Annotated in this window: 21 protein-coding genes; all 21 read left to right on the forward strand. The window is 67.3% G+C overall.

Features of this window, described 5'->3' with window-relative positions:
• The first annotated feature begins 51 nt into the window (after window positions 1-51).
• The 21 genes from rplN to rplQ all read left to right on the forward strand — a co-directional run bounded on the left by rplN (window position 52) and on the right by rplQ (window position 13,248).
• Window positions 52-420 (forward strand): 50S ribosomal protein L14, encoded by a 369-nt coding sequence (gene rplN / locus ACIA77_RS02295; RefSeq protein ID WP_004558867.1) that lies wholly within the window; start codon window positions 52-54, stop codon window positions 418-420.
• On the forward strand, window positions 420-734 hold the full coding sequence (rplX, locus tag ACIA77_RS02300) for a 50S ribosomal protein L24 (RefSeq protein ID WP_395883931.1): 315 nt from the start codon (window positions 420-422) through the stop codon (window positions 732-734). The genes rplN and rplX overlap by 1 nt, the downstream gene beginning before the upstream one ends.
• Before the next feature lies 1 nt (window position 735).
• A complete protein-coding gene (rplE, locus tag ACIA77_RS02305; RefSeq protein ID WP_204091699.1) occupies window positions 736-1,299 on the forward strand; it encodes a 50S ribosomal protein L5 in 564 nt (187 codons plus the stop codon).
• Between the two features lie 4 nt (window positions 1,300-1,303).
• Complete coding sequence (locus ACIA77_RS02310; RefSeq protein ID WP_204091698.1) at window positions 1,304-1,489, forward strand: type Z 30S ribosomal protein S14; 186 nt, start codon at window positions 1,304-1,306, stop codon at window positions 1,487-1,489.
• An 84-nt stretch (window positions 1,490-1,573) separates the two neighbouring features.
• A complete protein-coding gene (rpsH, locus tag ACIA77_RS02315) occupies window positions 1,574-1,972 on the forward strand; it encodes a 30S ribosomal protein S8 (protein WP_220246088.1) in 399 nt (132 codons plus the stop codon).
• A 16-nt stretch (window positions 1,973-1,988) separates the two neighbouring features.
• Window positions 1,989-2,528: a 50S ribosomal protein L6 gene (gene rplF, locus ACIA77_RS02320; protein WP_395883932.1), complete on the forward strand. Its 540-nt coding sequence runs from the start codon at window positions 1,989-1,991 to the stop codon at window positions 2,526-2,528.
• Window positions 2,529-2,530: 2 nt separating this feature from the next.
• Window positions 2,531-2,932 (forward strand): 50S ribosomal protein L18, encoded by a 402-nt coding sequence (gene rplR / locus ACIA77_RS02325; protein WP_395883934.1) that lies wholly within the window; start codon window positions 2,531-2,533, stop codon window positions 2,930-2,932.
• Between the two features lie 31 nt (window positions 2,933-2,963).
• Window positions 2,964-3,608, forward strand: coding sequence for a 30S ribosomal protein S5 (rpsE, locus tag ACIA77_RS02330; RefSeq protein ID WP_204091695.1), 645 nt, complete (start codon window positions 2,964-2,966; stop codon window positions 3,606-3,608).
• A gap of 1 nt (window position 3,609) precedes the next feature.
• Window positions 3,610-3,795 (forward strand): 50S ribosomal protein L30, encoded by a 186-nt coding sequence (rpmD, locus tag ACIA77_RS02335; RefSeq protein WP_004558875.1) that lies wholly within the window; start codon window positions 3,610-3,612, stop codon window positions 3,793-3,795.
• Window positions 3,792-4,238, forward strand: a complete 447-nt coding sequence (rplO, locus tag ACIA77_RS02340; protein WP_395883936.1) for a 50S ribosomal protein L15 — start codon at window positions 3,792-3,794, stop codon at window positions 4,236-4,238. The genes rpmD and rplO overlap by 4 nt, the downstream gene beginning before the upstream one ends.
• Window positions 4,239-6,288: 2,050 nt before the next feature.
• Entirely contained in the window at window positions 6,289-7,596 is a 1,308-nt protein-coding gene (gene secY / locus ACIA77_RS02345; protein ID WP_395883937.1) for a preprotein translocase subunit SecY, read from the forward strand.
• Window positions 7,593-8,147 carry an adenylate kinase gene (locus ACIA77_RS02350; RefSeq protein ID WP_395883938.1) on the forward strand — a complete coding sequence of 185 codons (555 nt, stop codon included), beginning with the start codon at window positions 7,593-7,595 and terminating at the stop codon, window positions 8,145-8,147. The genes secY and ACIA77_RS02350 overlap by 4 nt, the downstream gene beginning before the upstream one ends.
• Window positions 8,148-8,191: 44 nt before the next feature.
• Window positions 8,192-8,968 carry a type I methionyl aminopeptidase gene (map, locus tag ACIA77_RS02355; protein ID WP_395883939.1) on the forward strand — a complete coding sequence of 259 codons (777 nt, stop codon included), beginning with the start codon at window positions 8,192-8,194 and terminating at the stop codon, window positions 8,966-8,968.
• A gap of 305 nt (window positions 8,969-9,273) precedes the next feature.
• Complete coding sequence (infA, locus tag ACIA77_RS02360; RefSeq protein ID WP_004558881.1) at window positions 9,274-9,495, forward strand: translation initiation factor IF-1; 222 nt, start codon at window positions 9,274-9,276, stop codon at window positions 9,493-9,495.
• A gap of 36 nt (window positions 9,496-9,531) precedes the next feature.
• Window positions 9,532-9,645: a 50S ribosomal protein L36 gene (gene rpmJ / locus ACIA77_RS02365; RefSeq protein ID WP_004558882.1), complete on the forward strand. Its 114-nt coding sequence runs from the start codon at window positions 9,532-9,534 to the stop codon at window positions 9,643-9,645.
• Window positions 9,646-9,840: 195 nt separating this feature from the next.
• Complete coding sequence (gene rpsM, locus ACIA77_RS02370) at window positions 9,841-10,221, forward strand: 30S ribosomal protein S13 (protein ID WP_204091690.1); 381 nt, start codon at window positions 9,841-9,843, stop codon at window positions 10,219-10,221.
• Window positions 10,218-10,403 carry a hypothetical protein gene (locus tag ACIA77_RS02375; protein WP_395883942.1) on the forward strand — a complete coding sequence of 62 codons (186 nt, stop codon included), beginning with the start codon at window positions 10,218-10,220 and terminating at the stop codon, window positions 10,401-10,403. The genes rpsM and ACIA77_RS02375 overlap by 4 nt, the downstream gene beginning before the upstream one ends.
• Before the next feature lie 18 nt (window positions 10,404-10,421).
• On the forward strand, window positions 10,422-10,829 hold the full coding sequence (gene rpsK, locus ACIA77_RS02380; RefSeq protein ID WP_004558885.1) for a 30S ribosomal protein S11: 408 nt from the start codon (window positions 10,422-10,424) through the stop codon (window positions 10,827-10,829).
• 23 nt (window positions 10,830-10,852) lie between these two features.
• A complete protein-coding gene (gene rpsD / locus ACIA77_RS02385) occupies window positions 10,853-11,458 on the forward strand; it encodes a 30S ribosomal protein S4 (RefSeq protein WP_395883943.1) in 606 nt (201 codons plus the stop codon).
• A gap of 103 nt (window positions 11,459-11,561) precedes the next feature.
• Entirely contained in the window at window positions 11,562-12,635 is a 1,074-nt protein-coding gene (locus ACIA77_RS02390) for a DNA-directed RNA polymerase subunit alpha (protein WP_204091687.1), read from the forward strand.
• 43 nt (window positions 12,636-12,678) lie between these two features.
• Window positions 12,679-13,248: a 50S ribosomal protein L17 gene (gene rplQ / locus ACIA77_RS02395; protein ID WP_395883944.1), complete on the forward strand. Its 570-nt coding sequence runs from the start codon at window positions 12,679-12,681 to the stop codon at window positions 13,246-13,248.
• Window positions 13,249-13,250 lie beyond the last annotated feature (2 nt).

Here is a 13,250-nt window from a genome sequence, read left to right on the forward strand (position 1 = left end):
GTTCCGCAAGGCTCGCGCGAGCGAGAACCAGCGCGACATACAGGAGTTGACGTGATCCAGCAGGAGTCGCGGCTTCGGGTTGCCGACAACACCGGTGCGAAGGAGATCCTTTGCATCCGTGTTCTCGGTGGTTCCGGGCGGCGCTACGCGGGTATCGGCGACATCATCGTCGCCACCGTGAAGGACGCCATCCCGGCTGCCGGGGTGAAGAAGGGCGACGTGGTCAAGGCCGTCATCGTCCGCACGGTGAAGGAGCGTCGTCGTCCGGACGGTTCCTACATCCGCTTCGACGAGAACGCCGCTGTGCTCATCAAGAACGACAACGAGCCCCGGGGCACCCGCATCTTCGGCCCGGTGGGCCGCGAGCTGCGCGACCGAAAGTTCATGAAGATCATTTCGCTCGCGCCGGAGGTGCTGTGATGAAGGTGAAGAAGGGCGACACGGTCGTCGTCATCGCCGGCAAGGACAAGGGCGCCAAGGGCAAGGTCATCCAGGCCTACCCCGAGCGCGACCGCGTGCTGGTCGAGGGCGTGAACCGGATCAAGAAGCACACCCGGATCACCCAGACGCAGCGTGGTGCGCAGTCCGGTGGGATCGTGACCCAGGAGGCGCCCATCCACGTCTCGAACGTGATGGTCGTGGACTCGGACGGCAAGCCGGCCCGTGTGGGCTACCGCATCGGCGAGGACGGCAAGAAGGTCCGGGTTTCGCGCCGGAACGGCAAGGACATCTGACATGACCACCGCAGAGAAGATCGTGCCGCGTCTCAAGACCCGGTACCGCGACGAGATCAAGGGCGAGCTCCAGAAGGAGTTCTCCATCCCCAACGTGCACCAGATTCCCGGCGTCGTGAAGGTCGTCGTGAACATGGGTGTGGGTGACGCCGCTCGCGACAGCAAGCTGATCGAGGGCGCGGTCCGCGACCTCTCCCTGATCACCGGTCAGAAGCCGGAGGTCCGCCGGGCCCGCAAGTCCATCGCGCAGTTCAAGCTGCGTGAGGGCCAGCCGATCGGTGCGCGCGTGACGCTGCGCGGCGACCGGATGTGGGAGTTCCTGGACCGGCTGCTCACCATCGCGCTGCCCCGTATCCGCGACTTCCGCGGCCTCTCGGGCAAGCAGTTCGACGGCAACGGCAACTACACGTTCGGTCTCAACGAGCAGTCGATGTTCCATGAGATCAACCCCGACGACATCGACCGTCCGCGCGGTATGGACGTCACCGTCGTCACCACCGCCACCACCGACGACGAGGGCCGGGCGCTGCTGCGCAAGCTCGGCTTCCCGTTCAAGGAGAACTGAGCCGATGGCCAAGAAAGCGCTGATCAGCAAGGCCGCGCGGAAGCCGAAGTTCGCGGTGCGCGCCTACACCCGGTGCAACCGTTGCGGCCGGCCGCACTCGGTGTACCGCAAGTTCGGGCTGTGCCGGATTTGCCTCCGGGAGATGGCGCACGCGGGCGAGCTGCCCGGTGTCCACAAGTCCAGCTGGTAAGGCTCGAAACTCTATTTCCCAGTTCGCCACAGGCCCCGCCCGCGTCAGGGCGGGGAACCAGGCGAGAAAGGTTGACAGGTCACCATGACGATGACCGACCCCATCGCAGACTTCTTGACCCGTCTGCGCAACGCGAACTCGGCGTACCACGACGAGGTCGTGCTTCCCCACTCGAAGATCAAGGCGAACATCGCCGAGATCCTCAAGCGCGAGGGTTACATCGCGGGCTACCGCGACGAGCCTGGTGAGAAGCACAAGAACCTCATCGTCGAGCTGAAGTACGGCCCCAACCGTGAGCGCAGCATCGCCGGCCTCCGGCGCGTGTCCAAGCCGGGTCTGCGGGTGTACGCAAAATCGACCGAACTGCCGTCCGTGCTCGGTGGCCTCGGCGTCGCGATCATCTCGACGTCCGGTGGGCTCCAGACCGACCGTCAGGCCAAGCGCAACAACGTGGGCGGCGAAGTTCTCGCCTACGTCTGGTAAGGGAGGGGGCACAGACATGTCACGCATCGGAAAGCTGCCGGTCGCCGTCCCCTCCGGGGTCGAGGTGACCATCAACGGTCAGCACATTCAGGTCAAGGGGCCCAAGGGCACCCTGGAGCACACCGTTGCCGAGCCCATCACCGTCGAGCGCGGTGAAGACGGTGCTCTGCAGGTGAAGCGTCCGGACGACGAGCGCGAGAGCCGTGCCCTGCACGGTCTGACCCGCACGCTGGTGAACAACCTCGTGGTGGGCGTGACCCAGGGGTACGAGAAGAAGCTCGAGATCCACGGCGTCGGTTACCGCGTGCAGGCCAAGGGCTCGGACCTCGAGTTCGCCCTCGGCTACAGCCACCCGGTGAAGATCGAGGCCCCGGAAGGCATCACCTTCAAGGTGGAGACGCCCACCCGGTTCTCGGTGTCCGGCATCGACAAGCAGAAGGTCGGCCAGATCGCTGCGGTCATCCGCAAGCTGCGCCGCCCCGACCCGTACAAGGGCAAGGGCCTGCGCTACGAGGGTGAGAAGATCCGCCGCAAGGTCGGAAAGACGGGTAAGTGATCATGAGCGACACGACTACGACGAAGCGCAAGCCGGTCGGCAAGGACATCTCGACCCGCCGCCGCGTCGCGAAGGCCCGTCGGCACTTCCGCCTCCGCAAGAAGGTCAGTGGCACGCCGGTGCGTCCGCGGCTGGTCGTCAAGCGCTCCTCGCGGCACATCGCCGTGCAGGTGATCGACGACCTCGCCGGCCACACCCTGGTGTCGGCGTCCACCCTCGAGGCGGACGTCCGCTCGGTCGAGGGCGACAAGAAGGCCAAGGCCGCCAAGGTCGGCCAGCTGGTCGCGGCTCGCGCCAAGGACGCCGGGATCTCGGCCGTCGTGTTCGACCGTGGTGGCAACGCCTACCACGGCCGCATCGCGGCTCTCGCCGACGCCGCCCGTGAGGCGGGGTTGGAGTTCTGATGCAGATGCTCGTCAATGGAAGGAAAGCCTGATGCCGGGACGTACGCGGCAATTCGGCGGCGGCCAGGGTGGACCGGGCGGTCAGGGCGGCAACGACCGCGGTGACCGTCGCGACCGCCGGGACCGGCGCGACAGCGGCCGTGGCGGGGCGGCCCAGGACAAGACCCCGCACCTCGAGAAGGTCGTGACGATCAACCGCGTCGCCAAGGTCGTCAAGGGTGGTCGTCGCTTCAGCTTCACCGCTCTCGTCGTCGTCGGCGACGGTGACGGCCAGGTGGGCGTCGGCTACGGCAAAGCCAAGGAAGTTCCCGCGGCCATCGCCAAGGGCGTCGAAGAGGCGAAGAAGAACTTCTTCCGCGTGCCTCGCGTCGCCGGCACCATCCCGCACCCGGTGCAGGGTGAGGAAGCCGCCGGTGTCGTGCTGCTCCGTCCGGCGTCCGCCGGTACCGGCGTCATCGCCGGTGGCCCGGTGCGCGCGGTGCTGGAGTGCGCGGGCGTCCACGACGTGCTGTCGAAGTCGCTCGGCTCCGACAACGCGATCAACATCGTGCACGCGACCGTGGCGGCCCTCAAGGGCCTGCAGCGTCCGGAGGAGGTCGCGGCTCGTCGCGGCCTGCCGCTCGAGGACGTCGCCCCGGCTCGGATGCTGCGCCAGCGCGCGGGCCAGGGGGTCTGACGTGGCTCAGCTGAAGGTGACCCAGGTCAAGAGCAAGATCGGCACGAAGCACGCTCACCGCGAGTCGCTGCGCACCCTCGGGCTGCGCAAGATCCGCCAGAGCGTCGTGCGTGAGGACACCCCCCAGGTGCGCGGCCTGATCCACACCGTCCGCCACCTGGTGGAGGTCGAGGAGGTCCAGGCATGACCGCCATCAAGATCCACCACCTGCGTCCGGCCCCGGGCGCCAAGCGCGACAAGATCCGCGTGGGCCGTGGTGAGGGTTCGAAGGGCAAGACGGCCGGCCGCGGTACGAAGGGCACCAAGGCCCGCAAGAACGTGCCCGCCGCCTTCGAGGGTGGGCAGATGCCCATCCACATGCGGCTGCCGAAGCTGCGTGGCTTCAAGAACCGCTTCCGCACCGAGTACCAGCCGGTGAACGTGGGCGACATCGCCCGCGTCTTCCCGGACGGTGGCACGGTCGGCGTCGAGGAGCTCGTCAAGGCGGGCCTCGTCCGCAAGGGCAGCCTCGTCAAGGTTCTCGGCAACGGCGACGTCGCGGGCACCAAGCTCGACATCACCGCCGACGGCTTCTCCGGCTCTGCCAAGGAAAAGCTCGAAGCGGCGGGCGGCTCCGCCACCGTCAACTGAAGTTCCTGATTCGACTCGGGCCCACTCAGCGTTTGCTGGGTGGGCCCGAGTTGTTTTGTGTGTGGTGGGGTTTCCGGCGGTTCCGGCGTTGAGGGCTTTCGGTTTGCCGGCTTTCTGTTTTCGGCGTTGAGGGCGCTCGGCTTTTCGGTTTCCTTGTGGCGTGGGGCTTTCGGCGTTGAGGGCTTTCGGTTTGCAGGCTTTCGGGTTTCGGCGTTGAGGGCGGTCGGCTTTTCGGTTTCCTTGTGGCGTGGGGCTTTCGGCTTTCGGCTTTCCGGTTTTCGCTGCGGCGTCGGGGATCGCCGTTTGTGCGTGTGCCGCTACGGGGCTGGGTCGGTCGCGTGGCTGTGCTGGTGTCGTTGCTGCGTCGGCGTCGGCGTCCTTGTTGTTGGAGTTGTGGCTGTCCCGTAGCGCCACCGTTGCTAGCGCCACTGGCGCTGCGGCTCGGGCCGTCGTGGTGCGCCTTCTATCGCTGATGCTGGGAGCCGTCGCTGTTTCCGCCACGGGCGCTGCGGTTGTGGGGCCATCGCTGCTCGTATCGGTCGCTGTCGCCCGGGCCACCGCCGCTTGCGCCTCTGCGGTCGCGGCCTTGGCGGCTCTGGCGCTCATGCCCTGAGCGTCCTTCTCCTGGCTCCAGCTCAATCACCCGGTTTCCCCGCTCGCCGCGACCTCTCCGGGGCGGCGCACTCCGCGGACAAGCGCCCGGCTCCATCCGCCAGAGACCGCGACGGCAGCTCTCTCCATCTGCGGTAACGGTTCCACCGAGCCACCGAGCCACCGAGCCATCGAGCCATCGAGCCATCGAGCCATCGAGCCACCGAGCCACCGAGCCACCGAGCCACCGAGGACCGAGCGACCGAGGACCGAGCGACCGAGGACCGAGCGACCGAGCCATCGAGCGACCGAGCCATCGAGCCACCGAGGACCGAGCGACCGAGCCACCGAGCCACCGAGCCACCGAGGACCGAGCGACCGAGGACCGAGCGACCGAGCCATCGAGCGACCGAGCCATCGAGCGACCGAGCCATCGAGCGACCGAGGACCGAGCCACCGACATCGGCCGGAACCGCACACATCCGCCGTCCCACCGACGCCGCTCACAGAGCTATCCACAACTTGCCTCACCTGTGGACAACTCCTGTGCACAGCCAATTTCGTCACCCTCCGTCGGTAGAATGGGACTGGGCGCGCCCCCCTGAGGAGGGCGGGGGCATGTCGGCGGCCGGTGGGGTGGTGAGCAGGTGCGCCGGTAGCGCGTGTGCAGGCTCGAGATTTGCGCAGTAGCGAGTCCTCCGCGCTGAGCAAGCAGGGGGCCGGCCGGAGAAGGCACGGCCGGTCGCGTCCCCGGGGCAGGCCCGAATCGAAGGTCGCGCGTCCGGCGTCCGGCGGGCTGATTGCCCTGCGGCGGGTGGCACGTTCGTGGGCAATCGGCCCGCGAGTGCTGAAGCGGCCACGAGGCGTGCGCGAGCCACAGTGAGCACCCGCTAGTACGTCCTCACTGCAGCGAGGCCACGGGCGCCCGGTCGGCAACGCCGGCGGAAGTGGCGCACAACACCCCCCGACTTGTGGCGTGCCCACCACCCCCCGAAGCGCGGACCGGACAAGATCCACCTGGCCCCGGCGGACCCCGGACCCCACTCGCCGCCGGCACCCTCCACCCGGGACTCGCTCACCGGAACCCTTGCCCCCCAACGAAGCCCCGCCGACTCCCTCACCAACACGAGGCGAAGCCCGGCTGGAGCAACCTCCGCCCGGGCCGTGCGTCACCTACCGGGACACCTACCGACGACCGCGGCCGAACAGGTGATCAACAACCAGGCGATCGGCCCAACCTGCGCCGGAGGCGCGGGCCGGGGGAGTGCGGCCGGACCGGAAAACGCACACGCGCTGCGGACGCGCGGTGCGAAGCTGTTAGAGTCGGCGACACGCTTCGGGACCACTGTGCCCTGAGGCGTTCCTGGCTTGCCGCCAGTGAGCTGTGTTCCCGCCGGCCCCCGTGCCGGCCAAGCCGATCGTCGGTAGGACAGCCGACGACGCCGAGGAGGTCCCCCGCGTGCTCAGCGCATTCCGCTCGGCTCTCGCGACGCCGGATCTACGCAAGAAGATCCTGTTCACGCTAGCCATCGTCGCGGTTTACCGGATCGGTGCCGCCATCCCGGCTCCGGGGATCTCGTTCTCCGCGGTGCAGGCCTGTAGTTCCCAGGCCGACCAGCAGGGCGTCTACCAGCTGCTGAACCTGTTCAGCGGTGGCGCGTTGCTGCAGCTGTCGCTGTTCTCGACCGGCATCATGCCGTACATCACGGCGAGCATCATCATCCAGCTGCTCACCGTGGTGATCCCGCGGTTCGAGGAGCTGAAGAAGGAAGGCCAGTCCGGCCAGAACAAGCTCACGCAGTACACGCGGTACCTCACGATCGCGCTCGCGATCCTGCAGGCGACCGGCGTCGTGGCGCTCGCCGACCGCGGCACGCTGTTCCAGGGCTGCCAGCAGCAGATCATCCCGGACAACAGCATCTACTCGCTCGCGCTCATCGTCTGCACGATGACCGCCGGCACGGCCGTGATGATGTGGCTGGGCGAGCTCATCACCGAGCGCGGGGTCGGCAACGGCATGTCCGTGCTGATCTTCCTGAACATCGCGGCGCGCATCCCCACCGAGGGCGCGAACATCATGAGCAACGGTGGCGGCGTCGCCCTGGCCATGATCTGCATCTTCGGCCTGGTGATCATCGCGAGCGTCATCTTCGTCGAGCAGGGGCAGCGCCGGATCCCGGTGCAGTACGCCAAGCGCATGATCGGCCGCCGGATGTACGGCGGCACGTCGACGTACCTGCCGATCAAGGTGAACCAGGCCGGTGTCATCCCGGTCATCTTCGCGTCGTCGCTGCTGTACCTGCCGCAGCTGCTCAGCCAGCTCATCGGCGACCCGAACAGCAACTCCGGCTGGCAGTCGTTCATCCAGAACTACATCGTCAACCAGGGCAACTACGTCCACATCCTGCTGTACTTCGCCCTGATCATCTTCTTCACGTACTTCTACATCACGATCACGTTCAACGTGGACGAGCGTGCGGACGAGATGAAGAAGTTCGGTGGGTTCATCCCGGGCATCCGCCCCGGCCGCCCCACCGCCGAATACCTGAGCTACGTGCTCGGCCGCATCACGCTGCCGGGCTCGCTGTACCTGGGCATCATCGCGATCCTCCCGAACTTCTTCCTGTCCCTCACCGGTAGCGGGAACAACCAGAACTTCCCGTTCGGTGGCACGGCTGTGCTGATCATGGTCGGTGTCGGCCTCGACACCGTGAAGCAGATCGAAAGCCAGCTGATGCAGCGCAACTACGAAGGGTTCTTGAAGTGACGCGCCTGGTTCTCGTCGGCCCGCCCGGTGCGGGCAAAGGTACGCAGGCAGTGGCCCTGTCCGAGCAGCTGCGGGTTCCGCACATCTCGACGGGTGATCTGTTCCGCGCCCACGTCGGTCAGGAGACGCCGCTCGGCCAGGAGGCCAAGCGCTACCTCGACTCGGGTGAGCTCGTGCCCGACTCCGTGACGAACGAAATGGTCCGCGAGCGGCTCGCCGAGCCCGACGCGAAGGCTGGTTTCCTCCTCGACGGCTTCCCCCGCAACGCCAAGCAGGCCGAGGTCCTCGGCGAGATGCTGAGCGAGGCCGACTGCGAGCTCGAAGCGGTCATCCAGCTGCAGGTGCCCGAGGACGTCGTCGTGACGCGCCTGATGGCCCGCGGCCGCGCCGACGACACCGAAGAGGTCATCCGCCGCCGTCAGCAGATCTACTGGTCCGAGACGGCCCCGCTGCTGGAGTACTACGCGGACATCCTGGTGGCCGTCGACGGCGTCGGCGACGTCGACGAGGTGTCCGGCCGCGTGCTGAAAGCGCTGCGCGACCGCACGTGAATCTCGGAGGGTTGCGTGTTCTGCAAGTGCTCCGCCGTGGGCGCATGATCGAGGTCAAGACGCCGGGCGAGCTGCAGGCGATGCGCGCGGCCGGTTTGGTCGTCGCGAGGACGCTCGCCGCCGTGCGCGAGCGTGCGCAGGTCGGCGTGAGCACCGCCGAGCTCGACGAGCTGGCCGAGCAGACGATCCGCGACGCGGGGGCCGTGCCGTCCTTCAAGGGCTACCACGGTTTCCCCGCGTCGATCTGCGCCTCGGTCAACGAGCAGATCGTGCACGGCATCCCGTCGGGCAAGCAGGTGCTGGCCGACGGTGACCTGATCTCCGTCGACTGCGGCGCCATCCTCGACGGCTGGCACGGCGACTCCGCCGTCACGCTCGCGATCGGGAACGTCAGCGACGCCGACCTCGCCCTGTCCGCGGCCACCGAGAAGGCCATGTGGGCCGGCATCGAGGCCGTGCGCGCGGACGGCCGGCTCACCGACATCTCGTTCGCCGTGCAGACCGCGGCCGAGAAGGCGGGCCGCGACAACGGCGTCGAGTACGGGATGATCCTGGAGTACGGCGGCCACGGCATCGGCCGCCAGATGCACATGGACCCGTTCCTGCCGAACGTCGGCAAGCCCGGCAAGGGCCCGCGGCTCAAGGTCGGCATGGCGCTCGCCATCGAACCCATGCTGACCAGCGGCGGCGGCGAGACCGTGGAGCTCGAGGACGGCTGGACCGTCGTCACGGCGGACGGCTCGCGGGCCTCGCACTGGGAGCACACGGTCGCCATCACCGATGACGGTCCGTGGGTGCTCACCGCGCCCGAGCTGGACTGACTCCGGGCACAAAAGTTCACCTGACCAGGCGATTCTCGCAGGTCCAGCCGTTTTCAGGCATACTGGTAGCCAGGCGCCCTCGCCGCCGGCTTGTAGCACAGTTACCCCCCGTTTGGGGGTCGCGACACGAGTTGCGTACACTGTCAAGTCGGCGTACTCATCGCGCCGGTTCCAGCGCGCTCGTGAACTGTCACGAACTTGGAGTCGGGGTGGAGTGTGCCGGAGCACCACTCCAGTCAGCAAGACTCGAGCTCAAACCGATCACGCTGTGTGCATGGAGCGTGCATTCAGGGATTGCGGAGGACATGGCTAAGAAAGACGGGGCCATCGAGGTCGAAGGCCGCGTGGTCGAGCCGCTCCCCAACGCGATGTTCCGCGTCGAGTTGGAGAACGGCCACAAGGTTCTTGCCCACATCAGCGGCAAGATGCGGCAGCACTACATCCGCATCCTGCCCGAGGACAGGGTGGTCGTGGAGCTGTCGCCCTACGACTTGTCTCGTGGTCGCATCGTCTACCGCTACAAGTGATCACGTAGAGCTGAGAAGAAGCAGAAAGCAGGAGACGTGAAGGTCCAGCCGAGCGTCAAGAAGATCTGCGACAAGTGCAAGGTGATCCGCCGCCACGGCCGGATCATGGTGATCTGCGAGAACCTGCGCCACAAGCAGCGCCAGGGCTGAGCACCGCACCGCAGAGCGGATTGACGGTTACCCACCCTCCCCGCACCTGCCGGACCGCGTGAGCGGACCGGTACACCCCCGGACTTCAGGCCGGGGCCGGGACACCCGGAGCGCAAGCCCCGGGCACGACAGGCGAGTCGGTTCCGGAACCGGACGGGGAGCAGACCTGAAGACGAACACGAAGAAGGAGCACCAGTGGCACGACTCGCTGGCGTCGACCTCCCCCGCGAGAAGCGGTTGGAGATCGCGCTGACCTACATCTACGGCATCGGCCGTACGCGCTCGAAGCAGATGATCGCTGCTGCCGAGCTCAACGCGGACACCCGCGTGAAGGACCTCAGCGATGAGGACCTCATCAAGCTTCGTGACTACATCGACGAGAACTTCAAGGTCGAGGGTGACCTGCGTCGCGAGGTGAACGCCGACATCCGTCGCAAGATCGAGATCGGCACCTACCAGGGCCTGCGCTGGCGTCGCGGTCTGCCCGTCCGCGGTCAGCGGACCAAGACCAACGCCCGCACCCGCAAGGGTCCGAAGAAGACGGTCGCCGGCAAGAAGAAGGCTGGCAAGAAGTGAGCGTCAAGGGCAAGAAGGTCGTGCAGATGGGCGGCGGGAACCGTCGCGGTACGGCTTGTGTCTCGCCCAAGGCGCTCTACGCCCGCCCGATGGCGCTGCGGAACCTGTACACCGACGCCGGGTCGATCATCCGTCGCGGTCAGCAGGAAGCGGCTGCCGCTCACCAAGAGAACGCGCGCTAACAGGAGAACCCCCAGAACATGCCACCGAAGTCTCGTACTGCGGCCGGGGCCAAGAAGGTCCGCCGCAAGGAAAAGAAGAACGTTGCGCACGGTCACGCGCACATCAAGAGCACCTTCAACAACACCATCGTCTCGATCACGGACCCGACCGGTGCCGTGATCGCGTGGGCGTCGAGTGGGCACGTGGGCTTCAAGGGCTCGCGCAAGTCCACCCCGTTCGCCGCGCAGATGGCTGCCGAGAACGCCGCCCGCAAGGCTGCCGAGCACGGCATGAAGAAGGTCGACGTCTTCGTGAAGGGCCCGGGTTCGGGCCGCGAGACGGCGATCCGCTCGCTGCAGGCGGCCGGCCTCGAGGTCGGCACCATCCAGGACGTGACCCCGCAGCCTCACAACGGCTGCCGCCCGCCCAAGCGGCGCCGGGTCTGAGGAACGGGGAGGAGTAAGAAGAAATGGCTCGTTACACCGGCCCCGCGACGCGTATTTCGCGTCGCCTCAAGGTTGACCTCATCGGCGGCGACCAGGCTTTCGAGCGTCGCCCCTACCCGCCGGGCCAGCACGGCCGCGGGCGCATCAAGGAGTCCGAGTACCTCCTGCAGTCGCAGGAGAAGCAGAAGGCTCGCTACACCTACGGCGTCCTCGAGCGCCAGTTCGTCCGGTACTACAAGGAAGCCGTCCGGCGTCCGGGCAAGACCGGTGAGAACCTGCTGCAGATCCTCGAGTCCCGGCTGGACAACGTGATCTACCGCGCCGGCATCGCCCGCACGCGCCGCCAGGCGCGCCAGCTGGTGAGCCACGGCCACTTCCTGGTCAACGGCGAGAAGGTCAACGTCCCGTCGTTCCAGGTGTCCAAGTGGGACATCATCGACGTGCGGCCGAAGTCGCTGGGCATGCTGCCCTTCGTCGCGGCCAAGGAGGCCTTCGGCGAGCGCCCGATCCCGGCGTGGCTGCAGGTTGTTTCGTCGAACCTCCGCGTGCTGGTCCACCAGCTGCCGGAGCGTGCGCAGATCGACGTTCCGGTTCAGGAACAGCTGATCGTCGAGCTCTACTCCAAGTAACCCACCCCGGTGGGTTACGGGCGGCGGCGCCCCGAGTGCGCCGCCGCCGCGCCATCCCTTCGACGTCATATGGCGGGCGTCGTCTGGAAAGGAACAAGGAACAATGCTGATTTCCCAGCGGCCGGCTCTCGGCGAAGAGACGGTCAACGAGACCCGCTCCCGGTTCACCATCGAACCGCTGGAGCCCGGCTTCGGCTACACGCTCGGCAACTCGCTGCGGCGCACGCTGCTGTCGTCCATCCCGGGCGCGGCCGTGACGAGCATCCGCATCGACGGCGTGCTGCACGAGTTCACCACCGTTCCCGGGGTGAAGGAAGACGTCACCGACATCATCCTGAACCTCAAGGAGCTCGTGGTGTCCTCGGAGGAGGACGAGCCGGTCACCATGTACCTGCGCAAGCAGGGCCCCGGTGAGGTCACGGCTGCCGACATCGTGCCCCCGGCCGGCGTCACCGTGCACAACCCGGACCTTCACATCGCGTCGCTGAACGGCAAGGGCAAGCTCGAGATCGAGCTCGTCGTCGAGCGCGGCCGCGGTTACGTCCCGGCGCTGCAGAACAAGCAGGCGGGTGCCGAGATCGGCCGGATCCCGGTCGACTCGATCTACTCGCCCGTGCTGAAGGTGACGTACAAGGTCGAGGCCACTCGTGTCGAGCAGCGGACCGACTTCGACAAGCTGATCCTGGACGTCGAGACCAAGCCGTCGATCACGCCGCGCGACGCGGTCGCGTCGGCGGGCAAGACGCTGGTGGAGCTGTTCGGTCTCGCTCGCGAGCTGAACGTCGACGCCGAGGGCATCGAGATCGGCCCGTCGCCGCAGGAGGCGGACACCATCGCCGCCTACGCGATGCCGATCGAGGACCTGGACCTCACCGTCCGGTCGTACAACTGCCTCAAGCGCGAGGGCATCCACACGGTGGGCGAGCTCGTCTCGCGCAGCGAGGCGGACCTGCTCGACATCCGCAACTTCGGTGCGAAGTCGATCGACGAGGTCAAGATGAAGCTCGTCGGTCTCGGCCTGGCGCTCAAGGACAGCCCGCCCGGGTTCGACCCGACCGCGGCTGCGACCAGCTACGACGGTGAAGGCTGGTCGGGGAGTGTCGCCGGCATCGGCGGCGGGATTTCGGACGACGGCCACGACGATGGCCAGGACTACGCAGAGACGGAACAGCTGTAAGGCCGCGTAGGCCACAAGCTGTGCAGCTGAACGAGGAGAACCGATGCCCACCCCCACGAAGGGACCCCGTCTCGGCGGGTCGTCCGCGCACGAGCGGCTGATCCTGGCCAACCTGGCCACGCAGCTGTTCGAGCACGGCAAGATCACGACGACCGAGGCGAAGGCCCGGCGGGTGCGCCCGCTGGCCGAGAAGCTGATCACCAAGGCGAAGCGGGGCGACCTGCACAACCGCCGCCAGGTGCAGAAGGTCGTCCGTGACAAGGACGTGCTGCACAAGCTGTTCGCCGAGATCGGCCCGCACTTCGCGGAGCGGGCCGGCGGTTACACCCGCATCACCAAGACGATGCCGCGCAAGGGCGACAACGCCGCCATGGCGGTCATCGAACTGGTCGCGGAGCAGACCGTGACGTCGGAGGCCGAGCGGGCTCGCGGCACGAAGTTCGCCAAGGACGAGAAGCCGGCCGAGGCTGCTGTGGTCGAGGAGACCACGGAAGAGGCCGTCACCGAGGCTCCGGCCGAGGAGACCGCCGAGGCCGCCACCGAGGAGGCCGCTTCGGACGAAGCTGCTTCCGACGAGGCTGCCGCCGACGACGCGGACGCCAAGAAGGACTGAGT

The sequence above is a fragment of the Amycolatopsis sp. NPDC051903 genome (assembly GCF_044452505.1).
In the GTDB taxonomy this organism is placed as follows: Bacteria; Actinomycetota; Actinomycetes; order Mycobacteriales; family Pseudonocardiaceae; genus Amycolatopsis.